The organism is Streptomyces xinghaiensis S187, assembly GCF_000220705.2.
Taxonomy (GTDB): domain Bacteria; phylum Actinomycetota; class Actinomycetes; order Streptomycetales; family Streptomycetaceae; genus Streptomyces; species Streptomyces xinghaiensis.
On the sequence record NZ_CP023202.1, the window covers coordinates 469528 to 493749 of the forward strand.

At 74.8% G+C, this 24222-nt stretch carries 23 protein-coding genes; 6 read left to right on the top strand and 17 right to left on the bottom strand.

Annotation, left to right across the window (positions count from 1 at the left end; all coding sequences use genetic code 11):
• Nucleotide 1 precedes the first annotated feature (1 nt).
• The 6 genes from SXIN_RS02130 to SXIN_RS02155 form a co-directional block, all read right to left on the bottom strand.
• A complete protein-coding gene (locus SXIN_RS02130; protein ID WP_095756495.1) occupies nt 2–1135 on the bottom strand; it encodes an SPFH domain-containing protein in 1134 nt (377 codons plus the stop codon).
• A complete protein-coding gene (locus SXIN_RS02135) occupies nt 1132–3459 on the bottom strand; it encodes a hypothetical protein (protein ID WP_095756496.1) in 2328 nt (775 codons plus the stop codon). Before SXIN_RS02135 ends, SXIN_RS02130 begins: the two co-directional genes overlap by 4 nt.
• Nucleotides 3456–4307, bottom strand: coding sequence for a nucleotidyl cyclase domain-containing protein (locus SXIN_RS02140; protein ID WP_095756497.1), 852 nt, complete (start codon nt 4305–4307; stop codon nt 3456–3458). Before SXIN_RS02140 ends, SXIN_RS02135 begins: the two co-directional genes overlap by 4 nt.
• A gap of 153 nt (nt 4308–4460) precedes the next feature.
• The gene (locus SXIN_RS02145; protein WP_019706516.1) at nt 4461–5171 is read right to left on the bottom strand and encodes a Crp/Fnr family transcriptional regulator; all 711 of its coding nucleotides are present in this window, start codon (nt 5169–5171) and stop codon (nt 4461–4463) included.
• Nucleotides 5172–5389: 218 nt separating this feature from the next.
• Nucleotides 5390–6928, bottom strand: a complete 1539-nt coding sequence (locus SXIN_RS02150; protein WP_095757881.1) for an MFS transporter — start codon at nt 6926–6928, stop codon at nt 5390–5392.
• A 279-nt stretch (nt 6929–7207) separates the two neighbouring features.
• Complete coding sequence (locus SXIN_RS02155) at nt 7208–7435, bottom strand: hypothetical protein (RefSeq protein ID WP_095756498.1); 228 nt, start codon at nt 7433–7435, stop codon at nt 7208–7210.
• Nucleotides 7436–7724: 289 nt separating this feature from the next.
• Here SXIN_RS02155 and SXIN_RS02160 point away from each other — a divergent pair, with 289 nt between their 5' ends.
• Nucleotides 7725–8225 (top strand): DinB family protein, encoded by a 501-nt coding sequence (locus SXIN_RS02160; protein WP_039820832.1) that lies wholly within the window; start codon nt 7725–7727, stop codon nt 8223–8225.
• A 112-nt stretch (nt 8226–8337) separates the two neighbouring features.
• On the opposite strand, the gene SXIN_RS02165 is transcribed toward SXIN_RS02160, so the two are convergent.
• A complete protein-coding gene (locus tag SXIN_RS02165) occupies nt 8338–9495 on the bottom strand; it encodes a geranylgeranyl reductase family protein (RefSeq protein ID WP_019706432.1) in 1158 nt (385 codons plus the stop codon).
• A 318-nt stretch (nt 9496–9813) separates the two neighbouring features.
• On the opposite strand from SXIN_RS02165, the gene SXIN_RS02170 reads away from it, so the two are divergent.
• A complete protein-coding gene (locus SXIN_RS02170) occupies nt 9814–11193 on the top strand; it encodes a dipeptidase (RefSeq protein ID WP_019708137.1) in 1380 nt (459 codons plus the stop codon).
• Between the two features lie 72 nt (nt 11194–11265).
• Here the strand turns inward: SXIN_RS02170 and SXIN_RS02175 are convergent, their stop codons facing one another.
• Complete coding sequence (locus tag SXIN_RS02175) at nt 11266–11574, bottom strand: hypothetical protein (RefSeq protein ID WP_019708136.1); 309 nt, start codon at nt 11572–11574, stop codon at nt 11266–11268.
• Between the two features lie 134 nt (nt 11575–11708).
• Between SXIN_RS02175 and SXIN_RS02180 the strand changes: the two genes are divergently transcribed.
• Nucleotides 11709–12929, top strand: coding sequence for an RNA-guided endonuclease InsQ/TnpB family protein (locus SXIN_RS02180; RefSeq protein ID WP_039820828.1), 1221 nt, complete (start codon nt 11709–11711; stop codon nt 12927–12929).
• A gap of 199 nt (nt 12930–13128) precedes the next feature.
• Nucleotides 13129–13860: an MBL fold metallo-hydrolase gene (locus tag SXIN_RS02185; RefSeq protein ID WP_095756500.1), complete on the top strand. Its 732-nt coding sequence runs from the start codon at nt 13129–13131 to the stop codon at nt 13858–13860.
• Here SXIN_RS02185 and SXIN_RS02190 read toward each other — a convergent pair.
• Both SXIN_RS02190 and SXIN_RS02195 read right to left on the bottom strand, forming a co-directional pair.
• Entirely contained in the window at nt 13801–14835 is a 1035-nt protein-coding gene (locus tag SXIN_RS02190; RefSeq protein ID WP_019708132.1) for an NUDIX hydrolase, read from the bottom strand. The genes SXIN_RS02185 and SXIN_RS02190 overlap by 60 nt on opposite strands.
• A gap of 253 nt (nt 14836–15088) precedes the next feature.
• Nucleotides 15089–16060: an ROK family protein gene (locus SXIN_RS02195; protein WP_095757882.1), complete on the bottom strand. Its 972-nt coding sequence runs from the start codon at nt 16058–16060 to the stop codon at nt 15089–15091.
• Between the two features lie 149 nt (nt 16061–16209).
• Between SXIN_RS02195 and SXIN_RS02200 the strand changes: the two genes are divergently transcribed.
• Nucleotides 16210–17244, top strand: coding sequence for a LacI family DNA-binding transcriptional regulator (locus tag SXIN_RS02200; RefSeq protein ID WP_019708130.1), 1035 nt, complete (start codon nt 16210–16212; stop codon nt 17242–17244).
• A gap of 179 nt (nt 17245–17423) precedes the next feature.
• Here the strand turns inward: SXIN_RS02200 and SXIN_RS02205 are convergent, their stop codons facing one another.
• The 4 genes from SXIN_RS02205 to SXIN_RS02220 form a co-directional block, all read right to left on the bottom strand.
• Nucleotides 17424–18386 carry an electron transfer flavoprotein subunit alpha/FixB family protein gene (locus tag SXIN_RS02205; RefSeq protein ID WP_019708129.1) on the bottom strand — a complete coding sequence of 321 codons (963 nt, stop codon included), beginning with the start codon at nt 18384–18386 and terminating at the stop codon, nt 17424–17426.
• A gap of 60 nt (nt 18387–18446) precedes the next feature.
• Nucleotides 18447–19232 carry an electron transfer flavoprotein subunit beta/FixA family protein gene (locus SXIN_RS02210; protein WP_039820823.1) on the bottom strand — a complete coding sequence of 262 codons (786 nt, stop codon included), beginning with the start codon at nt 19230–19232 and terminating at the stop codon, nt 18447–18449.
• Nucleotides 19233–19467: 235 nt separating this feature from the next.
• On the bottom strand, nt 19468–19974 hold the full coding sequence (locus tag SXIN_RS02215; protein WP_019708127.1) for a flavin reductase family protein: 507 nt from the start codon (nt 19972–19974) through the stop codon (nt 19468–19470).
• A gap of 201 nt (nt 19975–20175) precedes the next feature.
• Nucleotides 20176–20523, bottom strand: a complete 348-nt coding sequence (locus SXIN_RS02220) for a TlpA family protein disulfide reductase (RefSeq protein WP_019708126.1) — start codon at nt 20521–20523, stop codon at nt 20176–20178.
• 325 nt (nt 20524–20848) lie between these two features.
• Between SXIN_RS02220 and SXIN_RS02225 the strand changes: the two genes are divergently transcribed.
• Nucleotides 20849–21577 carry a lysophospholipid acyltransferase family protein gene (locus tag SXIN_RS02225; RefSeq protein ID WP_019708125.1) on the top strand — a complete coding sequence of 243 codons (729 nt, stop codon included), beginning with the start codon at nt 20849–20851 and terminating at the stop codon, nt 21575–21577.
• A gap of 45 nt (nt 21578–21622) precedes the next feature.
• On the opposite strand, the gene SXIN_RS02230 is transcribed toward SXIN_RS02225, so the two are convergent.
• The 3 genes from SXIN_RS02230 to SXIN_RS02240 form a co-directional block, all read right to left on the bottom strand.
• Nucleotides 21623–22246: a transglutaminase-like domain-containing protein gene (locus SXIN_RS02230; RefSeq protein WP_019708124.1), complete on the bottom strand. Its 624-nt coding sequence runs from the start codon at nt 22244–22246 to the stop codon at nt 21623–21625.
• 86 nt (nt 22247–22332) lie between these two features.
• Nucleotides 22333–23433 (bottom strand): threonine aldolase family protein, encoded by a 1101-nt coding sequence (locus SXIN_RS02235; RefSeq protein WP_039820824.1) that lies wholly within the window; start codon nt 23431–23433, stop codon nt 22333–22335.
• The gene (locus SXIN_RS02240; RefSeq protein ID WP_095756501.1) at nt 23430–24200 is read right to left on the bottom strand and encodes an SDR family NAD(P)-dependent oxidoreductase; all 771 of its coding nucleotides are present in this window, start codon (nt 24198–24200) and stop codon (nt 23430–23432) included. Before SXIN_RS02240 ends, SXIN_RS02235 begins: the two co-directional genes overlap by 4 nt.
• Nucleotides 24201–24222: the final 22 nt, after the last annotated feature.

A 24222-nucleotide genomic window follows, 5' to 3' on the forward strand; every position in this document is an offset into this window, starting at 1 on the left:
GTCACCCCCCGCCGGGCCGCGCCGGGCCGGTGCCCGGGCCGCTGCCACCGCCCGGACCGTCCTCCCGCTCCGCCTCCCAGAAGGGCCGTGGCCGCGCCGGCTCGCGCCCGCCGGCCGCGCCGCCGCCGGCGTCCAGGACGCGGTGCGACGCGTCCCCGGCCGTCTCGACGACCCGCCGGGTGCCGGTGCGCAGGAACTCCACCACGGCCTGCGCCTGGTCGCCGAGCTGCCAGGTCTCCAGGAGATTGCCGTCGATCAGCCGTCCGATGAGCTCCATCGAGTCCTGGCGCGCCTCGCGCTGCTCGTTCCGCAGCATGGCGTGGATCTTCGGCAGCTCCTGCGGGCTCCGGGCCATCATCTCGGCCATGAGGGCGGTCTCGCCGCGCTCCAGGGCACCCTGGAAGTGCGCGGTCCACTCGCGGATGCTGTTCCGCTCGCCCTCGTCCTTCAGCCGCCGCAGGTCCTGGTCGATCCGCTCCAGCACCGTCAGGTGCCGGGCCTCGACCACCCGTTCGGTGTGCCGGACCGTCAGCTCGTCCGGGCTGATGTCCGCGAACACCTCGAGCTCCAGGCCGAACGCGCTGCCCGGGTCGCTGCCGCCGAGCGCTTCGCCGACCGCCTCGTTCGCGGCCTTCACCTCGTGGACGGCGTACCGCCGGGTGACCTCGCGGAGCCGCGACTCCAGTTCGGGGATCATCAGCTGGGCCACGTCCGACACCTGGCTGGTCGCCACCGTGTACGGGTCGCGCACGCGCCAGCGGACCTTGACCCGGGCCGGGAAGAACAGGGCGCTGTCGGCGGTCGGCAGTTTCACCTCGAACTGCGCGACGTGCCAGCCGAGCTGGACGTCCACCACCGTGTAGGGCCGGGAGAAGAAGCGGAGCCAGTGCCCGCGGTCGCCCTCGGGGTTCACCACCCGCGTGGAGCGCATGCGGTAGTAGAGCACGGAGGCGACCTGGGCGCTCGGGTGCCGGTAGGGCCACTTCGGGGTGTACTCGCGGACGAACGGGCCGGCGAGGTCCTGCGACGGACCGGCCACGGCGGGCCGGGGTCTGTGGGCGGATACCGGCCCGCCGGGGGCCTGCGCGGGCAGCCCGGGCAGCCCTGTGCGGGACTGGTGCGGTTGGACGGTCATGGTGCGGTGTTCCCTTCCCCTGGTGCCAGTGCTTCCCGGACCCGCGCGGTCACCGCCGGGTCGACGGACTCGTCGGGGTCCCGCTCCAGCCGGGCCGCCAGATGGCGCAGGCGTTCCCGGCCGGGCTCGTCGGCGGCCACCAGCGGCAGGAACCGGCAGAGTTCCTCCAGCAGCGCCGTGTCCCGCTCCCCCCGGCGGATCCAGTCCGTGAGCGCGGTGAGTACGGCGTCGCGGGACCGGCCGTTGTCCAGCGCGAACCGCACCAGATCGGCCAGCCGGTGGCGCTCGCCCGGTTCGACCGCCAGCAGGGCGGCCACCAGCGGCCGGCTCAGATACGGCTCCAGCTCCGTCCGGTCCTCCAGCCCCCACAGCGCCCAGGCCCGCATCGACACGGCGCCCACCACGCAGAGCAGGCCGAGGTCCCGGCGGCTCGCCCGTCCGTCGCCGAGCCAGCGCCCGATGCGGGTGACGACGGTGCCGGGCGCGGGGCCGGCGAGCAGCCGGACGACGCTGTAGGCGGTGTCCTCCAGCAGGCCCCAGTCCGTCTCCGTCTCCGCCGCGCCGCCGTCCCGGTCCGAGGCGGCACCGGCCAGCCGGCCCAGCTCGTCGAGGCCGGCGGTGAGCGACTCCTCCACGGAGCCGTAGCCGTGCACCAGCGCGGCGGTGCGGCGCAGCAGCGGGTCCGTGCCCCGGGCCCAGCCGCGCACCAGGGCGCGTGCCGCTCCCCGGACCGCCTCGTGGCGGGCACCCTCGGCGGTCGCCGTGGCGGCGGCCATCCGCTGGGACGCGGAGTCGGCGGCGGCCATCGGCAGCACCAGTTCGGCCAGCACGTACGGGTAGTCGCGCCAGGACAGCGCACCGGTGGCCACCGCGGCCGGCACCCAGACGGCGGGCCGGGAGTCGTCGCACAGGGTGCGCAGCCAGCGGGAGAGCGGGCCGCGCGCGTTGTGGTGCTGGTCCCAGATGTGGCCGAGGACGGCCGAGGACAGCGCGCGGCCCTGGAAGCGGACCGTGCGCACCGGCACCTCGACGTCCCCGACCGGTGCCGCGCCGTCCTCCAGCACCGCGCGGGCGGCGGTCAGCCGGGCCTGGAGGTTGTCGGTGAACAAGGGCCGGCCGGGTACCTCCTCGGGGGCCCAGGTCGCGGCGAACTCCCAGGCCAGTTGTTCGGCCGCCTCGGCCGCGACACTGTACGGGGCGCCGTTGTACACGGCGAGCGCGCTCCGGAAGGCGGCGGGACGGAGGGTCGTCAGCGCGGTGCCCAGGCTGCCGCCGCGGCCGGCGCCGGCGAACCAGGCCCGGGCCTGCCGGGCGGCGAACCCGGCGCACTCGGCGCGCAGCCCGTCGTCCGTCAGTTCGTCCTTGGCGTGGCGCGCCAGCAGCCCGGCGAGGGTGACGGCCTCGTGGGGGCGCAGCTGTTCCAGCCCGAGGGCCCCGGTCACGTCCTCGCCGCAGGAGACGGCGACCGCGCGTTCGACGGCTTCGGTGCCGCCGGCGCCGAGGAGGGGGCGCAGATGGCGGCGGAGGACGCTCTCCGCGTCCGGCGGCCGGAAGAGGGTGCCGTAGCGGCCGCGCAGCAGTTCGTCGGCGAAGTCGCCCGCGTCCACGACGAGGACGGCGTAGGCGTCGCGTGCGGTGAGCAGGTCGCGCAGCCGGTCGAGGTGGATCTCGGCCGGGCGGGCCCCCGCGGCGCTCCGTGCCGGGTGGTCCCCGCCGGTGGTCCCGGCCGGGGTGTCGCCGGCTCCGGCCCGGGCGGGGAAGCCGTCCACGGCGATCTCGGTGAGGTAGCCGTGGCCGTCCTGGATGTCCGTGTCGGCGATCCGGTCCAGCTCGGTGCGCGGGTCCATGCGTTCGACGGTGCCGCGGGTGAGCTCGTCGAGGAGGGAGAGCGCCGCGTAGCCGCGGCCGGTGCCGGGGTCGCCGCAGAGCGCGATGATCCGCCGTTCCGTGAGCAGGGCGCGGAGTTCCCCGTAGCCCGGGGGTTCGGCGAAGACGAGGCGCAGGGCGCGCAGTTCGTCCCGCGGTACGGCGCCGGAGACCAGAGAGGGACGGCCGCCGAACTGGTAGACGTCGCCGACGTGGACGGCGCCCGCCGCGCTGTCCACGACCGTGTTCGCGCCGTGCACCGTGAAGTTGGCGCGAGCCTCGCGCACCGCCTGCACGGCGTCCGCTCCGCCGCCGGCCGGGCCGCGCGGCCCCTGGAGGGCACGCGGCCGTTCCGGGGAGGCGCCGGCCTTGTCCTCGCCCGGCTCGTCCCGGCCGGGGCCGGCCGCGGCGTCCCTGCCGCCGGCGGCCGGTGCCGCGCCCGCTTCCTCGTCGCTCACCGGGCCCCGCCCCCGCCCGTGCGCCGCTTCCGCCCCTGCTCGACCGCGGTGGAGCCGGCCTCGAAGGTGTTGCCGTCGATGACGGTGTTGTCCCCGTCGATCTGCTCGAAGACGTACTTGGGCGCCTCCCGGCGCGGTTCCGGCGGTACCGGTCGCCGATCCTTCTCCTGATCGGTCTCACCGGTACCGCCGGGCGCGCCCGTCCGGGACCCCTCCCCCGAAGGGTTCCCGGTGGCCGGGGCCGGTCCCGCCGCGGGCAGCGGGGGGACCGGCAGTCCGGGGACGTGGAACCAGGCGGTCAGCCCGGCCTGCTTGACCTCCACCGGCGCGGGCCGGTAGTGCTCGGGCTCGACGAACCGGCCGCCCTCGGCGACGACCGACTGGTACAGCCAGTCGGAGACGACGAACACGAGGTCGGAGCGGGGCGCCGCCGCCAGGACCCGGCGCGCGGCGGCACTGTCGCACAGCCCGCACGCCTGGTCGACGGCCGAGCCGGCCAGTCCGCGGCCGTCGTCGGCCACCGGCCCCGCGTGCATCCCGATCCGGAGCCGCAGCCTGGCGTCCGGGCGGCCGCCCCGGTTGTGCTCGCGCAGCCCCTGGTAGATCTCCTCCAGCCACAGGCCGACCATGGCCTCCGGCGGCGTCGCCGGGTCGGTCGCCAGCAGCACCCCGTCGCCGCGGTCCTCCAGGTGCACCCGGTCCGCGGGCAGGTCCACCGCGCAGAGCGCGTCCTCGACCAGCCGGTACACCGTGTCGCGCAGATGGAGCTTGCCCCGCAGGTCCCGCTGGGAGGAGCCCTCCGCGTCCACACTGACGATCAGCCGGTTGACGGCTTGTCTGGTCCCCACTGGTACTCCTCGGCTGCGTGGCGTGCTCGACGGGACCAGACTGGCCCGGGCACGGCGCCCCGTCCGTAGCCGTTTACACAGTTGGACGCATCTCGCCGCTGCCGCCCCGCGTGCCGCTCGCGCCGGGCCCGGCGGCCCGGCGGCCGGATCCGGCTATCCGGCCCGTCCGGACTCGCCGGTGGACTCGCCGCGGGCGAGGAGCCGCAGCAGCGCGGGGTTCTGCACCACCAGACGGCGGTGCGCCGTGCTGACCACGCCCTGCTCGCGCAGCAGCCGCAGGGCCTTGGCGACGGCCTCCCGGGTGGTGCCGATCGCGGCGGCGAGATCGTGCTGGGGCATGGGCAGGGCGATGACCACCCCGCCGCCCTCGGCCGAGGCGCCCGCCCGGTCGGACAGTTCGACGATCCGCGCGGCCAGCCGCCGCAGGACGTTCTCGGAGGCCAGGGCCCGGCGTTCGCCGTCGGAGCTGCGCAGCCGGGAGCTGAGCTGCCGCATGATCGGGCCGTTGGCGGCGGGGTGCGTGGCCAGGAAGCCGCGGAACCGGTCGCCGGGGATGACGAGGGTGTCGAGCGGGCCGAGAGCGGTGATGGTGGCGCTGCGCGGGCCGCGGTCGACGGCCGCGAGGTCACCGACCACCGATCCGGCTCCCCGGACGGCGAGGATCAGCCGGCCGCCCCGCTCGGTGTCGACGGAGACGGTGGCCCAGCCCCTGAGGATGGCGACGACGAAGGACGTGCGGTCGCGCTCGCGCATCAGCACGTCCCCCGGGGCGTAACGGCGTGGGGTGCCGAGCCCGATCAGCGCGGTCCGGTCCTGCGCGGGAAGGGCGTCCAGAAACGAGCGCCCCTGTTCGAAAAGGCCCACCGGGCCACCCCCATCCGGTGCTGCGCGCGCGGGGCGCGCGGGTGCTCCCGCGGCCGCCGGGCCATGTGCGCCGGAACGCTACCGAGTGCCCGACAGGTAGTCAAAAGCCCTTGACAGCACGGTTGCCCAAGATGTGGATCTTCTTCCTTCGCGGGCCGGAAGCCCTGTTGCCGGGCCGGCACGCCGGCCGGAGACCCGCGCGCGGGCGTCCGGCCCGGTCAGGTCTCCGGGCCCCGGGGCGGCCCGGGCCCCCCGTCCGGTGCCGGCGGGCGGCCGTCGTCCGGCCGGCCGGGTTCCAGGGGCGGGCTGGTGAGCCCGCAGTGCGCGGTGCACTGGGGCCGTTCCGGCTCCTCGCCGTCCCCGGCCAGCCGCCCCGTCGGCATGGTGAGCCGGGAGATCAGCGCGCCCAGCACCATCAGCCCGGCACAGAGCGGCAGGGCGGCGGCGAAGGCCCGGTCCATGGCCTCCGGGACGCGGTACTCGTCGCTGGAGAGGCCGACCGCCAGGGGAAGCGCGGCCACGGCGAGGAGCTGGGCGATCCGGGCCGCGGCGTTGTTCACCCCGCTGGCGGTCCCGGCCCGTCCGGTGTCGGCGGCGGCCAGCACGGTCGCCGTCAGCGGCGCCACGAAGAGGCTCATCCCCAGGCCCTGCAGCACGGTCGCCGGGAACACGTCCGGCCAGTAGGAGCTGCCCGGCCGGGCCCGGCCCAGCAGCAGCACGCCCACCGCCGCGACCAGCGGCCCCGCCGTCAGCGGCAGCCGGGGGCCGGTCCGCTGCGCCAGCTCTCCCGCCGGTCCGGACAGCGCGATCATCAGCAGGGTGACCGGCAGCGACGCGATTCCGGCCTCCATCGCGTCGTAGCCGACCACGTTCTGCAGCTGGGTCGGCAGCAGGAAGAACACCCCGCCGATCGCCGCGTACAGACACAGCGTCACGACGTTGACCCAGGTGAAGAGCCGGGACCGGAAGAGCGACAGGGGAAGCATCGGACGCGGTGTGCGGCGTTCGTGCCGGACGAAGAGCACACCGCACAGCACACCGCCGGCGGCGGTCGCGGCGGCGACGAGTCCCTCCGGGCCGCCGGAGGCCTCGATGAGCGCGTGGGTGATGCCGGCGAGCGACAGGGCCGCCAGGACGCCGCCCGTGATGTCGAACCGCCCGGACGCCAGCGGGTCGCGGCTCTCCGGCACCCGGCGGGTGAGGAGGAGGACGACGGCGGCGAGCGGCACGTTGATGTAGAAGATCCAGCGCCAGCCGGGACCGTCCACCAGCCAGCCGCCGAGGAACGGGCCGACCGCGATGGCCACCCCGCCGAGCCCGGACCACAGCCCGACCGCCCGCGCCCGGTCCTCCGGGCGGAAGGACGCCTGGATCAGCGCCAGCGAGCCCGGGGTCAGCAGGGCTCCCCCGACGCCCTGCAGAGCCCGCGCGGCGATCAGCACGGTGTCCGTCCAGGCCAGTCCGCAGAGCACGGAGGCGACCGCGAACCAGACCACGCCCAGGGCGAACACCCGCCGCCGGCCGTACCGGTCACCGAGCGCTCCCCCGAGCAGCATCAGCCCGGCGAGCGTCAGCATGTAGGCGTTGACCGTCCACTGCAGCACGGACAGCGGCACACCGAACTCGGCGCCGATCCTGGGCAGCGCCACCGTGACGACGGTGCCGTCCAGCATCGCCATGCCGGAGCCCAGCACGGCGGCGGCCAGCACCAGCCGCCCGGCCGGAGAACCCGGGCGCAGATCTCCGGGCTGGGTCATGCGGCACTCCCCGGGGCAGGCGGTACGGATGCCGTGGCCGGCCGCTCCCGGCGGCCGGTGCGCGACGGCGCGCCGCCCCCGCCCGGTGTTCCCGGACACCCGGGCGGGCCCTTGCGGGCGGCGGCCCCCACCGTATCCGCGCGGGCGCGGACGGTCCGTGACGGCACGGCGGTGGATGCGGCGGTACCGCCGCGGCAGCAGCGCCCGGGCCACGGCCGGTGCGGTCCGGCCGCGCCCGGGGAGGAAGCGCGGCCCCCGGGCCGGGCGGCGCCGTTCGCGCTACGGCAGCCCGGTCCCGTACTCCGGCCGGGTCCACTCGCCGACCACCGCCGAGGCCACCAGGACCACGGCCACGATGGCGGCGAACACCCACAGGGGCCGCAGCCGGTGTATCCGCACCCGCAGGCCCCCGGCGGCGTACCGCTGCCGCGCCGGGGGCCTGCGCCGCCCGGCGGCACGCCCGGCACGCCTCTTCCAGTACACGAGCCGGTAATAGAGCTTCAGCAAGACTCCCCCTCGTTCCGGTCCCCGGCCCCCGCCGGCACACGCTTCCGGCGCGGCACGCCCCCGTCCGCCCGGAGCCCCGCCGCCTCCGCGCGCATCACGTTTCTATCGTGCCCGTCGGACATCCGCGATCCCGGACGGCACCGGGCTCCGGGCCCCGGTGCCGACGTGGCCGGCACACCCGCCCCGCACCTCCGCGGACCTTCGCGCACGGCCGGCGGGGTACCGGCATACCGGCCGCCTCCGCCTCCGGCCACCGGCATTGTCGGCCCCGGCTGTTACGTTCCCCGGCATGATCCGACGCGTGCCGTTCACCGGCGACGAGAAGCAGAGCCTGCACACCGGTCTCGACCGGCACCGCGATGTGGTGCTGTGGAAGCTCGAAGGGCTGGACGACGAGCAGGTACGCCGCCCGATGACGCCTTCCGGGACCAGCCTGCTGGGCCTGGTGAAGCATCTGGCCTGCGTGGAGTACGGCTGGTTCTGCGACACGTTCGGGCGGGAGGCGGAACCGCTCTGGTTCGATCCCTTCGAGAACGAGGACATGACCATCGCGCCGGACGAGACCACCGCCGCCATCGTGGACTTCTACGGCCGTGCCCGGGCCGCCGCCGACCGCACCGTCCGCGAACTCCCGCTCGACGCCCTCGGCACCTCCTGGAACGGCAATGAGGTGTCCCTGCGCTGGGTCCTGATCCACATGCTGGAGGACACCGTGCGGCACGCCGGGCACATGGACATCCTCCGCGAACTGACCGACGGCGCCACGGGCGACTTCCCGGGTCCTCCGTGAGGCGTACCGCGGACAGCGCCGGACGGCGGGCCGGGCGGGGAACCGCGGGACCCCGCCCGGCGGCGTCGCACCCGCGCCCGCCCCCGCGCCGGGCCGGCACCGGGCCCGCGGCTCAGCCCTTGTCCAGGGCCGCCAGCGTGCGCCGCGCGACCCCGTTGCTCCGGACGATCTCGCCGAGCGAGGTCGAGCCCCGGGTCACCTTGGCGAAGGCGTTCCACGCGGGCCGGAATCCGGTGAGGGCCGCGTGCAGCAGCCCTGGACGGCGGGCGAAGACGGCGTGCATCCGTGCGCCGACACCCATCTCCACGCCCAGTCCTGCCTTGATGGCGAAGGCGTAGTTGAGCGCCTGGCGGCGGGCGTCCACCGCGTCGTGCGCCTCGGCGATCCGGACCGCCCACTCCCCCGCGAGCCGGCCGGAGCGGAGCGCGAAGGAGATGCCCTCGCGGGTCCACGGCTCCAGCAGCCCGGCGGCGTCGCCGCAGACCAGGACGCGGCCCCGGGAGAGCGGGGAGTCGTCGGCCCGGCAGCGGGTCAGATGGCCGGAGGAGATGCTGGGTTCGAAGCCGGCCAGGCCCAGGCGGCCGACGAAGTCCTCCAGATAGCGCTTGGTGCCAACTCCCTCGCCGCGCGCCGAGATGACCCCGACCGTCAGGGTGTCCCCCTTGGGGAAGACCCAGCCGTAACTGCCGGGCATCGGCCCCCAGTCGATGAGGACCCGGCCCGCCCAGTCCTCGGCCACCGTCTCCGGAACCGGGATCTCCGCCTCCAGTCCGAGATCGACCTGGTCCATCTTCACCCCGACGTGGGCGCCTATCCGGCTGGCGCTGCCGTCGGCCCCGACGACCGCGCGGGCGAGCACGGTCTCGCCACCGCTCAGCACCACGGCCACCGTGCGCCGGTCGGGCACCGCCGTGCCGTGCTGCTCCACCCGGGAGACCTGAACACCCGTCCGGACCCGCGCGCCGGCCGCCTCGGCCGAGTCCACCAGCGCCTGGTCGAACTCGGGCCGGTTGATCAGGCCGAACAGCATGGTCTTGGAGCGGCGGGTCCGGGTCAGCCGGCCGTTGAGGGAGAACGTCACCGCGTGCACCCGGTCCCGCAGGGGCAGTTCGAAACCGGGCGGCAGGGCGTCGCGCGAGGGGCCGATGATGCCGCCGCCGCACGTCTTGTAGCGGGGCAGTTCCGCCTTCTCCAGCAGCAGCGTCCGGCGTCCCGCGACGGCCGCCGCGTAGGCCGCCGACGCTCCCGCGGGCCCGGCGCCGACCACCACGACGTCCCAGACCTCCGTTCCGCCGCCCCGCTCCGGGGCCGCGCCGTCCGGAGCCGTGCCCTCCGCGGGCGTGCCTCCCGAGGCCGGACCGCCGGGGCCCGTGCCCTCCGGGGATGTGCTGCCGCCCGCGCTGTTGTCGCTGCTCACCTGTGCCTTCGCTCCCGCTCGAACTGTCGTCCCGGCTCTCCGGTCCGCATCCTACGGCGCATGGCCGGTGGCGGCCTCTGTGGGAGGATCGGCAGCGCCCGACGCCCACCGCGCGACCGCGCCCGCGGCGGAGGGCCCGTCCAGCCCACCGCACCCACGAGGAGCGCCCCCATGCCATCGCGGTCTCCGCAGCCGTCCCCCCTCGCCGACGCCGTCACGGGCCTGATGCCCCGCGCCCGGACCGAGCTGGCCGAGCTGGTCGCCTTCCGGTCGGTCGCGGACGCCACGCAGTTCCCGAAGAGCGAGTGCGAGGCCGCGGCGGCCTGGATCGCGGCCACCCTGAGCGCCGAGGGCTTCCGGGACGTCGCCGTCCTGGACACCCCCGACGGCACCCAGTCCGTGTACGGCCTGCTGCCCGGCCCCGAGGGCGCGCCGACCGTCCTCCTCTACGCGCACTACGACGTGCAGCCTCCGCTGGACGAATCCGCCTGGCTGTCACCGCCGTTCGAGCTGACCGAGCGCGACGGCCGCTGGTACGGGCGCGGCGCCGCCGACTGCAAGGGCGGCCTGGTCATGCACCTCACCGCCCTGCGCGCCCTGAAGGAGAACGGCGGCGTCCCCGTCACCGTCAAAATCATCGCCGAGGGCTCCGAGGAGCAGGGCACCGGCGGGCTGGAGCGCTACGCCGAGGCCCACCCGGAGCTGCTCGCCGCCGACACCGTCGTCATCGGCGACACCGGCAACTTCCGCGCCGGCCTGCCCACGGTCACCGCCATGCTGCGCGGCATGACGCTGGTGACCGTCCAGGTCGACACCCTGCGGGGCAACCTCCACTCGGGCCAGTTCGGCGGAGCCGCGCCGGACGCGCTGGCCGCGCTGATCCGGGTGCTGGACTCGCTCCGCGCCGAGGACGGCTCCACCACCGTGGACGGACTCGGCGCCGACGGCAGCTGGGACGGCCTGGAGTACCCGGAGGACGCCTTCCGCGCCGACGCCCGCGTCCTGGACGGCGTGGCGCTGACGGGCTCCGGCTCGGTCGCCGACCGCATCTGGGCCCGCCCGGCGGTCACCGTGCTCGGCATCGACTGCCCGCCGGTCATCGGCGCCACCCCGTCCGTCCAGGCGAGCGCCCGCGCCATGGTCAGCCTGCGGGTGCCGCCGGGCACCGACGCCACCGAGGCCACCAAGCTGCTCACCGCCCATCTGGAGGCGCACACCCCGTGGGGCGCGCGGGTGACGGTGGAGCAGTGCGGCCAGGGCCAGCCCTTCCGCGCGGACACCGGCAGCCCCGCCTACGCGGCGATGGCCGAGGCGATGAGCGCCGCCTATCCGGGCGAGGAGATGCAGATCGCCGGGCAGGGCGGCTCCATCCCGCTCTGCAACACCCTCGCCTCGCTGTACCCGGAGGCGGAGATCCTGCTGATCGGCCTGAGCGAACCGGAGGCGCAGATCCACGCGGTGAACGAGAGCGTCTCGCCGGAGGAGCTGCGGCGGCTCTCCCTCACCGAGGCGCTGTTCCTGAGCAACTACGCGGCGACGCGGTCGGCCTGAGCCCCGGCCGTCCTCCGCCGGGCGCGAGCGCGGCCGGCGGAGGGCGGAGGGGCGGCGTCGCCGCGTGCCCCCTCAGGGGCGGTTCCCCAGCCGGTCCACCTCGTCCACGGCCTCCTTCAGCCCGGCGCCCGTGTGCCGGCGGTAGGCCTTGACCGCCTCGACCCGCTTCCCGTCCCGCACCAGCGCGCGGATCCGGTCCAGCCCGGGATCCGCCTCCTCGATGCCCAGCCGCTCCATCACCAGGTCAACCTTGCGTTCGATCCGGGCCAGCCTGCGTCCGGTCTGCTCGATCCTGCGCTCGATGCCCCAGCCCACCAGCATGAGCAGCGGAATGAGGAGATACACCGCGATGTCCGTCAGACCTTCTTTCGAGGGGACCATCGGCTTCAGCCGGTGGGGGAATCGAAGCTTTGGGCCGGAGCCGCGCAGCGGCGGAACACGCTGCGTTGTCAGTAGGGGCCGGTAGCGTGAGCACACCGGCGTTGGTCAGGGGAAACGGGGGAGGTGGGGTGAGTGTGAGGCGGGCGTATCGGTTTCTTCTGCGTCCCACGGTCCGGCAGGAGCGGGCGCTGGCGGAGATGCTGCGGGATCACTGCTCCCTGTACAACGGGGCTCTTCAAGAGCGTCGTGATGCCTACCGGCACAGTTCCCGGACCTCGGTCCGCTACGGGGACCAGTCCGCGCAGTTGAGGGAGATCCGGGCGTTCGATCCGGAGCGTCAGGGCCGGTGGTCCTTCTCCAGCCAGCAGGCGACTCTGCGCCGCCTGGACCGCGCCTTCCAAGCCTTCTTCCGGCGGGTGAAGACCGGTGGCACGCCCGGGTACCCGCGGTTCAAGGGGGTCGGCCACTTCGACACCGTCACTTTCCCCCGGGACGGGGACGGCTGCCGGTGGGACTCCACCCCCCACGACACCCAGACGCGTGTCCGCCTGCAAGGTGTCGGGCACATCCGAGTCCACCAACACCGGAGTGTGCGGGGCCGGGTGAAGACGGTCGGCGTGAAGCGGGAGGGCCGCCGCTGGTACGTCATCCTCGCTTGCGACGAAGTACCCGCAGAGCCGCTGCCGCCCACCGGCAGCCGGGTGGGTATCGACCTGGGCACGGTCCGCTTCTTCACCGACTCCGACGGCCACCACGTCGCCAACCCCGGGTTCCTCGACGAGGTGGCCGGGGAGCTGGCCGCGGCGCAGCAGCACCTGGCGACGTTTCCCCAGCGCACGCGGCGTCGTACGAAGAAGCATCGTGCCGCGGCCCGCAAGGTCGCCAAACTGCACGCCAAGATCCGGCGACGGCGTCTGGATCATCACCACAAAGCCGCACTCGATCTCGTACGCGAGCACGATGTGATCGGGCACGAGCGGCTGAACACCGCGGGCATGACCAAGGCGCCCGCACCCCGGCCCGACCCCGACCGCGACGGTGTGTTCCTGGCGAACGGCGCGGCGGCGAAGGCCGGGCTGAACCGCAGCATCCTGGATGCGGGCTGGGGGCAGTTCCTGAGGATCCTGGCGGACAAGGCTGAAAGCGCCGGTCGCCGTGTGATCCCGGTGGACGCCCGCAACACGTCCCGCACCTGCCCACCCGCAATCGGCGGCTGCGGGCACGTGGCGAAGGAGAACCGCGTCACCCAGGCGAAGTTCACGTGCGTCAACTGCGGCCTGGTGGCACACGCCGACCACGTCGGCGCACTCAACGTCAAACACAGGGCCGGGCTGGTCCTCTGCGACGGTGCCTAGCCACCGCCACAGGAAGCCCGCGACTTCAGTCGCGGGTGGAGTCACGAGCGGACCATAGCTCGGACCGGGCGGAGGGGCCCGTTCCGTTCCGGCCACGCAACCCGCCCGCGCGACAGAGGAATTGCGCTTTCGGCGGAGCCCGTTCGCCCGCCGCGCAACTCCGCGCCACCGGGCCGCCGCGCTCCGTACGGTGGCCCGCATGGACGTCGTCGAAGTACTTCCCGGGCTGCACATGTTCCGTTTCCGGATCGGCCAGGCGTATCTCTGGCGGGACGGCGACGAGCTGACGCTGATCGACGCGGGCGGCGCGCACGACAGTCCCGCGATCATCGCGGCCGTCCGTGACCTCGGATTCCGCCCGGAGCAGGTGCGGCGGATCGTGCTGACCCACGGGCACCCCGACCACACCGGCGCGGCCGCGGAACTGGCCGCCCGCTGCGGGGCCGAGACCTCCGCGCACCGGCTGGACGCGCCCGTCGTCCGGGGCGAGGCCGAGGCCGCGCCGCCCGTTCTCCTCGACTGGGAGCGCCCGCTGTTCGAGCACGCGCTGACGGTGCCGCCCGCGCCGCCCGCCCCCGTGGACCGGGAGCTCGCGGACGGCGATGTCCTCCCGTTCGGCGGCGGCGCCCGCGTGGTGGCGGCGCCGGGGCACACCGACGGCAGCATCGGCGTCCATCTGCCGGAGCACGGTGTGCTGTTCACCGGTGACGCCGTCGCCGGCCACGAGGGACGGGCGATCCTCGGGGTCTTCAACACGGACCGGGCCCGCGCCCTGGAGTCCTTCCACCGGCTGGCCGCGCTGGACTGCGAGACCGCGTGCTTCGGGCACGGCGACCCGCTGACCGCCGGCGCCGGGCGCCTGCTGCGGGCGTCAGCCGACCGGCACGCCGTCCTCGAGGTTGAGCACGGTGGCGCGCTCCCGGGCGCGTAGGGCCCAGCGCAGCCGCCGGAAGCGCTCCGGCGGCAACAGCGCTCCGGCTTCCTCCTCGGTGACGAAGCGCCAGGCGCGGAGTTCGGCCGCCGGGAGCACCAGCCGGCGGGCGTCGTCCTCGGCGACCCGCCCGCCGTCGAAGAGCAGGCGCAGACCGCCGTACGAGGGCGGCGCGGGAGGCTCCCAGTCCACGACGAGAAGCCGGGGCGTCCGGTCGAGCTCGATGCCGATCTCCTCGGCGACCTCCCGCACACCGGCCCGCGCCGGTGCCTCGCCCGCCTCCACGACGCCGCCGGGGAACTCCCAGCCGGGCTTGTAAGTGGGGTCGACCAGCAGCACCCGGTCGCGGTCGTCGAAGAGCAGCACACCCGCCGCCAGCGTCTCGGCGGCGGGCCGCGGCGTCTGGACGATCTCGCAGGCCCCCGCGCCTACCCGCAGGGCCTCGGCGACGCGCTCGGCGGTGTCGCGCGGGGTCAGCCCGGTGGCGTCGACGAGATGGGCGTCTTCGGTGAGCCAGGGCAGCGCCGCGCGGTACGGCGGGATCTGCGCCAGGCAGCGGGCGCGGACGGAGGCGGAGGCGCCGGGGTCGCCGGGGACGTCCTCGCGGGAGGCTATCCGCTGGCGAAGGATCGTTTCCTCTGTGTGCAGCAGCACATGCCGGACCGGAATCCGGCGGGAGGCGAAGCCACCGAAGATCTCGTCCCGGTGCTCCTGCCGCAGGAGCGTCATCGGCACGATCAGCACACCGGGCGCCTCGGCGAGGACGGCGGCGCCGGTCTCCACGGTGAGCCGGCGCCAGGCCGGCAGGTCACGGATGTCGGCGACCTCGTCCAGGCGCTTGCGGGGCAGGATCGTCCGCAGGCCGTCGCCGACCGGCTCCGGGTCGTACAGCAGGCTGCCGGGGATCAGGTCCATGAGCTCGCGCGCCGCGGTGCTCTTGCCCGTGCCGAACGCGCCGTTCAGCCAGACGATCACGCTCTCCCCCTCGGATGTGGCCCACGGTGGGACTGCCCGCACCACCCTGCCATGGAAACATTTGTTCGTGTCGGCGCAGGGAACGGCCGCCCCGGCCCCGGTGGAGATGGGTCGTGCCGTCGGCGTATGCGGGGACATTTCCCCTGGCTCCGGCCGTTCATCCCGGCTTCGGGTCAAGCGTCGGCCAACAAAGCTCCGGCGGCTCCCCGCGGACGCCGGCCCGGCGGGCCGGCGTCACCCCGGCGGGCCGGCGTCAGACGGACGACGCCGGGGGCCGGGCCCCCACCACACCGCCCGAGAACGCCTGCGCGGCCGCCGCCGCGCCGACCAGCCCGGCGTCGGCACCCATCCGCGCCGGGACGACCTCCAGGCCCCGCACGAAGGAGAGGGTGGCGTAGTCCGAGAGGGCGCGGCGCAGGGGCGCGAAGAGCACCTCGCCCGCCCCCGCCACTCCCCCGCCGATGACCGCCGTCTCGATCTCCACCAGGGTGGCGGTCGCGGCGATCCCGGCGGCCAGGGCCTGTGCCGCGCGCTCGAAGGAGGCGGACGCCACCGGATCGCCGGCCCGCGCGGCGCGTGCCACGGCGGCGGCCGTGGCGTCGCCCTCCGGGCCGGGCCGCCAGCCGTTCTCCAGGGCGCGGCGGGCGATGTTGGGGCCGCTGGCGATGCGTTCGACGCAGCCGCGGGAGCCGCAGGGGCAGGGGTCCCCGTCGAGGTCCACGCTGATGTGGCCGATGTGCCCGGCGTTGCCGGTCGGGCCCGGGTGCAGCCGCCCGCCCAGCACCAGACCGCCACCGACGCCGGTCGAGACGACCATGCAGAGGGCGTTTGCCCGGCCGCGGGCCGCGCCGAGCCAGTGCTCGGCCGCCGTCATGGCGACGCCGTCGCCGACGAGCACCACGGGCAGCGCGCCCACCACGAGCCCGACCTCGTCCACCAGGGGGAAATCGCGCCAGCCCGGCACGTTCACGGGGCTGACCACGCCGGTGGAGGCGTCGACCGGACCCGCACTGCCGATGCCGAGGCGGGTGACCCGCTCCCAGAGCGGCGCGTCGGCGGCGAGGTCGTCGAGGACGGCCCGGACGGCGGCCATCACGGTGGCTCCGTCCTCCAGCGCGGGGGTGGGGCGCCGGCACCGCCGCAGGATCTCGCCCCCTCCGCCGACGAGCGCTCCGGCGATCTTCGTTCCACCGATGTCGAGGGCGGCCACGAGGTCGTTGTGCATCGGCGGGGTCTCTCCGGTGGGCAGGGGCCGCGCGCCGGTGGGCGGGCCTGGGACGTCGGGCATCACGCATCAGTCTCCTTGCATTTGACAACGTTGTCCAGGCCGTATGCTGCCAGCCACCACTCCGCAGCCGACCGAGGATCCGCCACGTGGCCGACAGCACCCGCACCCCCGAGCGCCGCTACGGCACCCGGCCCACCATGAAGGATGTCGCCGCACGCGCCGGGGTGGGACTGAAAACGGTCTCCCGCGTGGTCAACGGCGAGCCGGGGGTCACCCCCGACACCGTCCAGCGGGTGCGGAACGCCATCGAGGCCCTGGGCTTCCGGCGGAACGACAGCGCCCGCATCCTGCGCAAGGGCCGCACCGCGAGCATCGGGCTGGTCCTGGAGGACCTGGCCGACCCGTTCTACGGCCCGCTCAGCCGGGCCGTGGAGGAGGCCGCCCGCGCCCACGGGGCGCTGCTGATCCACGGCTCCAGCGCCGAGGACCCGGAGCGGGAGCGGGAACTCGTCCTGGCCTTCTGCGCCCGCCGCGTCGACGGGCTCATCGTCGTCCCGGCCAGCGACGACCACCGCTATCTGGAGCCGGAGATCGCGGCCGGGATCGCCACCGTGTTCGTCGACCGGCCGCCGGGTCTCATCGACGCGGACGTCGTGCTGACCGACAGCTACGCCGGTGCCCGCGAGGGCGTCGCCCATCTGATCGCCCACGGCCACCGCCGGATCGGCTTCATCGGCGACCTGCCGCGCATCCACACCGCCAGGGAGCGGCTGCGCGGCTACCGCGCGGCGATGGCGGGAGCCGGGCTGTCGGTGGACGAGGCATGGGTGTCGCTCGGCCCGACCGACCCGGCGCGGGTCCGCGCCGCCGCCCGCGCGATGCTGGACGGGGCGCTGCCGGTCACGGCGCTCTTCTCGGCCAACAACCGGGTGACGGTCACGGCCGTGCGCGAACTCAGCGGCCGGACCCGGCCGGTGGCCCTGGTGGGCTTCGACGACTTCGAACTGGCCGATCTGCTCGACCCCGGGGTGACCGTGATCGCGCAGGACGCCGCACAGCTGGGCCGTACGGCCGCGGACCGGCTCTTCCGCCGGCTGGACGGGGCGGACGACCCGCCCGAGGTGACGACCCTCCCGACCCGGCTGATCCCCCGGGGCTCCGGCGAGCTGCCCCCGTCGTAGGCCCGGCGGGGCGGAGTGCTCGCGAAGGTACGGGCCGGGCAGTGGGCCCTGCCGCCGCGCGCCGGCCCGCCCGCGCCGCGGGCATCCGGCACCCGCCGTCCGGTACCCGGCACCCGGGCAGGACACGAGGCCCCGGCGCACGGACGGTGCGCCGGGGCCTCGCGGAGACCACGCGGAGGTCAGCCCTTGCGGGCCTTGACCTCCTCAGTCAGCTGCGGGAGGACCTGGAAGAGGTCGCCGACGACGCCGTAGTCCACCAGGTCGAAGATCGGTGCCTCGGAGTCCTTGTTGACGGCCACGATGGTCTTCGAGGTCTGCATACCGGCGCGGTGCTGGATCGCCCCGGAGATGCCCGCGGCGATGTAGAGCTGCGGGGAGACCTGCTTGCCGGTCTGGCCGACCTGGTTGGTGTGCGGGTACCAGCCGGCGTCCACGGCGGCGCGGGAGGCACCGACGGCCGCGCCGAGGGAGTCGGCCAGCGCCTCGATGACCGGGAAGTTCTCGGCGCCGTTGACGCCGCGGCCGCCGGAGACCACGATCGCGGCCTCGGTCAGCTCCGGGCGGCCGGTCGACTCGCGCGGGGTGCGCGAGGTGACCTTGGTGCCGGTGGCCTTGTCACCGAAGGTGACGGCGAGCTGCTCGACGGTGCCCGCGGCCTGGGCGGCCTCCGGGGCGGCCGAGTTGGGCTTGACCGTGATGACCGGGGTGCCCTTGCTGACACGGGACTTGGTGGTGAAGGCGGCGGCGAACACCGACTGGGTGGCCACCGGGCCCTCGTCACCGGCCTCGACGTCGACGGCGTCGGTGATGATGCCGGAGCCGATGCGGACCGCGAGGCGGGCCGCGATCTCCTTGCCGTCGGCGGAGGACGGCACCAGGACGGCGGCCGGGGAGACGGCGGCGACCGCGGCCTCCAGCGCGTCGACCTTCGGCACGACGAGGTAGTCGGCGAACTCGGGCGCGTCGGCGGTCAGGACCTTCACGGCGCCGTACTCGGCGAGCACCGGGGCGGCGGTGTCGGCACCGGCACCGAGGTGCACGGCGACCGGCTCGCCGATGCGGCGGGCGATGGTCAGCAGTTCGAGGGTCGGCTTGCGGACGGAGCCGTCCACGTGATCGACGTAGACGAGAACTTCAGCCATGGGAATGCTCTCCTGCGGTGCGGATACGAGTCTGGATCGGGGTGGGTGCTGAAGCTCGGCTCAGATGAACTTCTGGCCGGCGAGGAACTCGGCGAGCTGCTTGCCGCCCTCGCCCTCGTCCTTGACGATCGTGCCCGCGGTGCGCGGCGGGCGCGGCGTGGCGTCCTCGACCTTGGTCCAGGCCCCTTCGAGGCCGACCTCGTCCGCCTCGATGCCCAGGTCGGACAGGTCCAGGGACTCCACCGGCTTCTTCTTGGCCGCCATGATGCCCTTGAAGGACGGGTAGCGGGCCTCGCCGGACAGGTCCGTCACCGAGACGACGGCCGGCAGGGCGGCCTCCAGCTGCTCGGTGGCGGCGTCGCCGTCGCGGCGGCCGGTGACCTTGCCGTCCTCCACGGAGACCTCGGACAGCAGGGTGGCCTGCGGGACGCCGAGGCGCTCGGCGAGAAGCGCCGGGAGCACGCCCATGGTGCCGTCGGTGGAGGCCATGCCGCAGACCACGAGGTCGTAGCCGACGTGCTCGACGGCCTTGGCCAGCACCAGCGAGGTGCCGACGACGTCGGTGCCGTGCAGGTCGTCGTCCTCGACGTGGACGGCCTTGTCGGCACCCATCGACAGCGCCTTGCGGAGCGCGTCCTTGGCGTCCTCGGGACCGACGGTGAGCACGGTGATCTCCGCGTCGTCCGCGTCCTCGGCGATCTGGAGGGCCTGCTCGACGGCGTACTCGTCGAGCTCGGACAGCAGACCGTCGACCGCGTCGCGGTCGGTGGTCAGGTCCTCCGCGAAGTGCCGGTCGCCGGTGGCGTCGGGCACGTACTTCACACAGACAACGATCCTCAGGCTCACGCCGGCTCTCCTACCGCATCGTCTCTCATGAACTGCCTTGTGGGAGGCAGCATAGGCGCCTCCTCGGGCCGGACCCCGTCCGGGACATCCCGCGCTCCCGGCAATATATTACTCGCCAGTACACCCAGCCGGACGCCCGCGTGCAAGGGCGGTGAGCTGTGACCTCCGCTACGGTGTGCAACCGCACCGCACGGGTACGCGGGGCCGGTGCGCGGGCACAGCCGCGACCCGCCGCTCAGCCCCGCAGGCCGTTGAACCGGCCGTCGTGGTAGACCAGCGGCCGCCCGGCGCCGCCGGCGTCTCCCCCGACCACTTCCGCGACGACCAGGTGGTGGTCGCCCGCGGGCGCGCGGGTGACGATCCGGCCCACCAGCCAGGCCGGCACGCCCTCCAGGACGGGGACTCCGTGCGGCCCGTACGACCAGCGGGTGGGCGGGGCGAAGCGGTCGGCGCCGCGGCGCGCGAAGGTCTCCGCCAGCTCCTGCTGGTGCTCCCCCAGGATGTGCACCCCGATGTGCCCGGCCTCGGCTATGACGGGCCAGCTCGACGAGGCCGTGCCCACCCCGAAGGACAGCAGCGGCGGTTCGGCCGCCACGGAGGTCAGCGAGGTGGCGGTGAACCCGGCGGGCCTGCGGGCGTACGCGGTGATGACCGCCACACCGGCGGCGTGCCGGCGGAAGGCGGAGCGCAGGAGGCCGGTGGCCTCGACCGGGGACGTGTCGAGGTCGGACGAGGCCGTCATCAGGGGTCCTTGGGTTGTACGGGCAGGGCCGGGAGAAGGGGGCGGGTCAGCCGTCGGAACGGAGCGCGCGGGCGCGCCGGGCGGGCTCCGCCGGCGTCCGGAGGTGGGGGGTTCTCGGCCGCATCCCGCCACCTTGTCGAGGCGCGGCGGGCAGCGTCAAGGCCGCACCGGCCGATGGGACCAGAGTCACGATCTTGGTCGTCACACGGCCTCCCCGAGCGCGGCGATGACGTCCGCGCGCCGCGGGACACCGGTCGCACGGCGGAGGATCCGCCCGGCGGGGTCGAGGACGAGCACGGTGGGGGTGCTCTCGATACCGAGGGCCCGGACGAGCTCCAGCCGCGCTTCGGCGTCCACCTCGATGTGCTCGACGCCGCCGACCATGTCCGCCACCGCGGCGAGGGTCCGCCGGGTGGCCCGGCACGGCTGGCAGAAGGCCGTGGAGAACTGGACGAGGGTGGCCCGCTCCCCCAGCCCGGCGCCGAGGTCCTCCGCCCCCAGGCGCCGCGCGCCGCCCTGTTCCCGCGCTCTTCCGGTCCGCTCTCGCACCGTTCCGTCCTCCCTGCCGCGGCCGCCGCCGTGCGCGGCCCGCCGCCCGGGCCGCCCGTGCGTGTGCAGCGTACGGACCGCCGCGCCGATTCCCGCTCGGCCGCCACGCGCCTGTCTTCGAGCGCCTTCCCGCGCGTACACACCGTATGACCGGGGAAGGTGCCCGGGCGGAGAGCGGCGGACCGGACGTGACGAGGATCTCCCGGAGAGACGCCCTGCGGGGTGGCCGCCGGGCGGCGGTATCGGGCACGATCGGCCGCAGCCGGAAACCTACGGCTCCGTAACTTCTCCGGGAGAACCTCCCGGGTACAGAAGGGCCCCCCGCATGGCAGAACTCGTCTATCCGCCGGTGATCGGTCTCGCGCGCACCATGTTCAAGGCGCTGGACCTCCGCATCGACATGCGGGGCACCGAGCACATACCGCGACAGGGGGGCGCGGTGCTCGTCAGCAACCACATCGGCTATCTCGATTTCGTCTTCTGCGGGCTCACGGCCCGGCCGGCCAAGCGCCTGGTGCGGTTCATGGCGAAGGAGTCGGTCTTCCGGCACAAGGTGTCGGGGCCGCTGATGCGCGCGATGAAGCACATCCCGGTGGACCGCGCGCAGGGCGAACAGGCGTACGCGAACGCGCTGAAGGCCCTCCGCTCCGGTGAGATCATCGGAGTCTTCCCCGAGGCGACCATCTCGCCGTCGTTCACGCTGAAGAACTTCAAGTCGGGTGCGGCCCGGATGGCGCAGGAGGCGGGGGTCCCGCTGCTGCCGATGGCCCTGTGGGGCACTCAGCGGATCTGGACCAAGGGCCGGCCGCGCGACATGGGCCGGAACCACATCCCGATCACCATACGGGTGGGGGAGCCGCTGGCCGCCGACCCGGACGACCCGGCCGCCAACGTCACCCAGCGGGTCAAGGTCCGGGTGCAGGAGCTGCTGGAGGCGGCGCAGCGTGCCTATCCGGTCCGGCCCAGGGGCCCGGAGGACACCTGGTGGGTGCCGGCGCATCTCGGCGGTACGGCGCCGACACCGGCGCAGGTCCGCTCCCGCGACGACGGCTGAACCGCCACCACCACGCCGTGCCACCGGCCCGGGTCCCCGCGAACGTCAGCGGGGACCCGGGCCGGTGTCGTCGGGGAGTTCCGACGGCAGCAGGCGGAACAGCTCCTCCCGGTCGGCGGCCTTCCGCAGGGCGTCCAGGACCGGGGGCGGCGGGGTCGCGTAGAGGGTGCGGTAGTCGGTGTCGCCGCTTCCGGGCCGCACGGTCCACGCCGGCCGTTCCGTCTCCGGGACCGGGGAGAACCGGGCGTCCACACCCGGCTTGTTGCCGCGCGGGTCCTGGCGGGCCCAGTGCGGCCGCCCGGGGAGCCGGAGCGCGACGAGGCCGTGGACGGTGCCGTCGAGCCGCTGGTAGCAGAGCCCGGCCGGAATGCCCTCGGCCCGCAGCAGGGCCGCCAGGGCGTGGCACTTGGCGTAGCAGATGCCGGTGCGCTGCTCCAGCACGTCGGACGCGCGCCAGGTGACGCGGTCGTCCCCGGTGTCGGCGGAGTGCGGGACGGTGTCGCGGACGAACGCGAAGGCGGCGCGGGCGTATGCCTCGGGGGTGCCGGTTCCGGCGCGCAGCCGGGCGGCGGTCTCCCGCACCAGGTGGTGCGTGTGGTCGATGACGTCGTCGGCGGCCAGATACGCGGAGGGGTCCGGGGAGCCGGGCCGCAGGTCGGGTGGGGGCATGGCCCGCAGCGTAGGGACGCGCCCGGCCGCGCGTCAATGGATTTACGGCCGGGCGCATACCTATGCAACGTGCTGGGTGCCGGCGGTCAGCGCCGGTGCATCTCCTCCGCCAGCGCGGCCGTGAACGCGTCCACATCCGCCGCGGTGGTGTCGAAGGCGCACATCCAGCGGACGATCCCGGCCTCCTCGTCCCAGAAGTAGAAGCGGTGCCGCTTCTGCAGCCGCTCGGCGGCGTCGCGGGGCAGCCGGGCGAAGACGGCGTTGGCCTCCACCGGGTGGACGATCTCCACGCCGGGGACCTCCCGGACGCCCGCCGCCAGCCGCTGCGCCATCGCGTTGGCGTGTGCGGCGCTCCGCTGCCAGAGGTCGCCGGAGAGCAGCGCCTCGAACTGCACCGAGACGAAGCGCATCTTGGAGGCGAGCTGCATCGACAGCTTGCGCAGATGCTTCATGGCGCGCACCGCGTCCGGGTTGAGCACGACCACGCACTCGCCGAAGAGCAGCCCGTTCTTGGTGCCTCCGAAGGACAGCGTGTCCACGCCCGCGTCCGTGGTGAACGCGCGCAGCGGCTCGCCCAGCGAGGCGGCGGCGTTGGCGATCCGCGAGCCGTCGAGGTGGACCGTCATCCCGCGCTCGTGGGCGTGCTCGCAGACGGCCCGGATCTCCTCCGGGGTGTAGCAGGAGCCGAGCTCGGTCGTCTGGGTGATCGAGACGACCTGCGGCTGCGCCCGGTGCTCGTCGTCCCAGCCGTACGCCTCGCGGTCGATCAGCGCGGGTGTGAGCTTGCCGTGTTCGGTGGGCACGCCCAGCAGTTTGAGCCCGCCGACCCGCTCGGGGGCGCCGCCCTCGTCCACGTTGATGTGCGCGCTCTCCGCGCAGATCACCGCGCCCCAGCGCTCCGTCATCGCCTGGAGGGCGACGACGTTGGCGCCGGTGCCGTTGAAGACGGGGAACACCTCGGCCCGGGGCCCCAGATGGGAGCGGAACACCTCCTGGAGGTGGCGCGTGTAGGCGTCCTCGCCGTAGGCGGTCTGGTGACCGCCGTTGGCGAGGGCCAGCGCCGCCAGGATCTCGGGGTGCGCGCCGGCGTAGTTGTCGCTGGCGAAGCCGCGCGCCGCGGGGTCGTGGCGGCGTACGGCGTCGGGGCGGGCGGTTCCGGGCGCGCCGGGGTCACCGGCCTCGGTCAGGGTTGCGGGGTCAGCCACAGGCGCTTTCCGTTCACTTCCTCGGCGGGCTCGTCCCAGACACCGGCGATGGCCTCGGCCAGTTCCCCGACGTCGGTGAAGCCCGCGAACTTCGCGTGGGGGCGCTCGGCACGCATCGCGTCGTGCACCAGCGCCTTCACCACCAGGATGACAGCGGCCGCGGGCAGCCCGTCGCCGTCCCCCTCCTTGCGGAGGGCGTCGGCGAGGGCGAGGGTCCACGCCTCCGCGGCGGCCTTGGCCGCGGCGTAGGCGGCGTTGCCGGCCGTCGGCTTGCTGGCGCCGGCCGCGCTGACGAGCACGTAGCGGCCCTTGTGGCTGCGGCGCAGTGCGTCGTGGAAGGCGAGCGAGGTGTGCTGGACCGTGCGGATCAGCAGGTTGTGCAGGGTGTCCCAGTCCGCGAGCGGAGTGGCGGCGAAGGTCTTGCTGCCGCGCCAGCCGCCGACGAGGTGGACGAGGCCGTCGATCCGGCCGAACTCCTTCTCGGTGCGGTCGGCCCAGGCGCGGGTCGCATCCAGGTCCAGCAGGTCCACGGTCTCGCCGGTGACCGCGGCCCCGCCGTGCGCGTAGCGGGCGGCGTCCACCGCCTCGGCGAGCCGCTCCACGTCCGCGTCGGCGGCGACGACGGTGGCCCCCGCCTCGGCCAGCCGCAGCAGGGTCGCCCGGCCCGCGGGGCCGGCCGCGCCGGCCACCGCCACCACGGCACCCTCCAGCGGGCCGTTGCCCGCGGTCTCCTCCACGCTGCCGTTCATCGTCGTCGCCTCCTCGTCCGTA

Coding starts and splice junctions, on each gene's coding strand:
- SXIN_RS02130 (WP_095756495.1), bottom strand. CDS start 1,135: ATGACCGTCCAACCGCACCAGTCCCGCACAGGGCTGCCCGGGCTGCCC.
- SXIN_RS02150 (WP_095757881.1), bottom strand. CDS start 6,928: ATGACCCAGCCCGGAGATCTGCGCCCGGGTTCTCCGGCCGGGCGGCTG.
- SXIN_RS02160 (WP_039820832.1), top strand. CDS start 7,725: ATGATCCGACGCGTGCCGTTCACCGGCGACGAGAAGCAGAGCCTGCAC.
- SXIN_RS02170 (WP_019708137.1), top strand. CDS start 9,814: ATGCCATCGCGGTCTCCGCAGCCGTCCCCCCTCGCCGACGCCGTCACG.
- SXIN_RS02175 (WP_019708136.1), bottom strand. CDS start 11,574: ATGGTCCCCTCGAAAGAAGGTCTGACGGACATCGCGGTGTATCTCCTC.
- SXIN_RS02185 (WP_095756500.1), top strand. CDS start 13,129: ATGGACGTCGTCGAAGTACTTCCCGGGCTGCACATGTTCCGTTTCCGG.
- SXIN_RS02195 (WP_095757882.1), bottom strand. CDS start 16,060: ATGCACAACGACCTCGTGGCCGCCCTCGACATCGGTGGAACGAAGATC.
- SXIN_RS02205 (WP_019708129.1), bottom strand. CDS start 18,386: ATGGCTGAAGTTCTCGTCTACGTCGATCACGTGGACGGCTCCGTCCGC.
- SXIN_RS02215 (WP_019708127.1), bottom strand. CDS start 19,974: ATGACGGCCTCGTCCGACCTCGACACGTCCCCGGTCGAGGCCACCGGC.
- SXIN_RS02225 (WP_019708125.1), top strand. CDS start 20,849: ATGGCAGAACTCGTCTATCCGCCGGTGATCGGTCTCGCGCGCACCATG.
- SXIN_RS02230 (WP_019708124.1), bottom strand. CDS start 22,246: ATGCCCCCACCCGACCTGCGGCCCGGCTCCCCGGACCCCTCCGCGTAT.
- SXIN_RS02240 (WP_095756501.1), bottom strand. CDS start 24,200: ATGAACGGCAGCGTGGAGGAGACCGCGGGCAACGGCCCGCTGGAGGGT.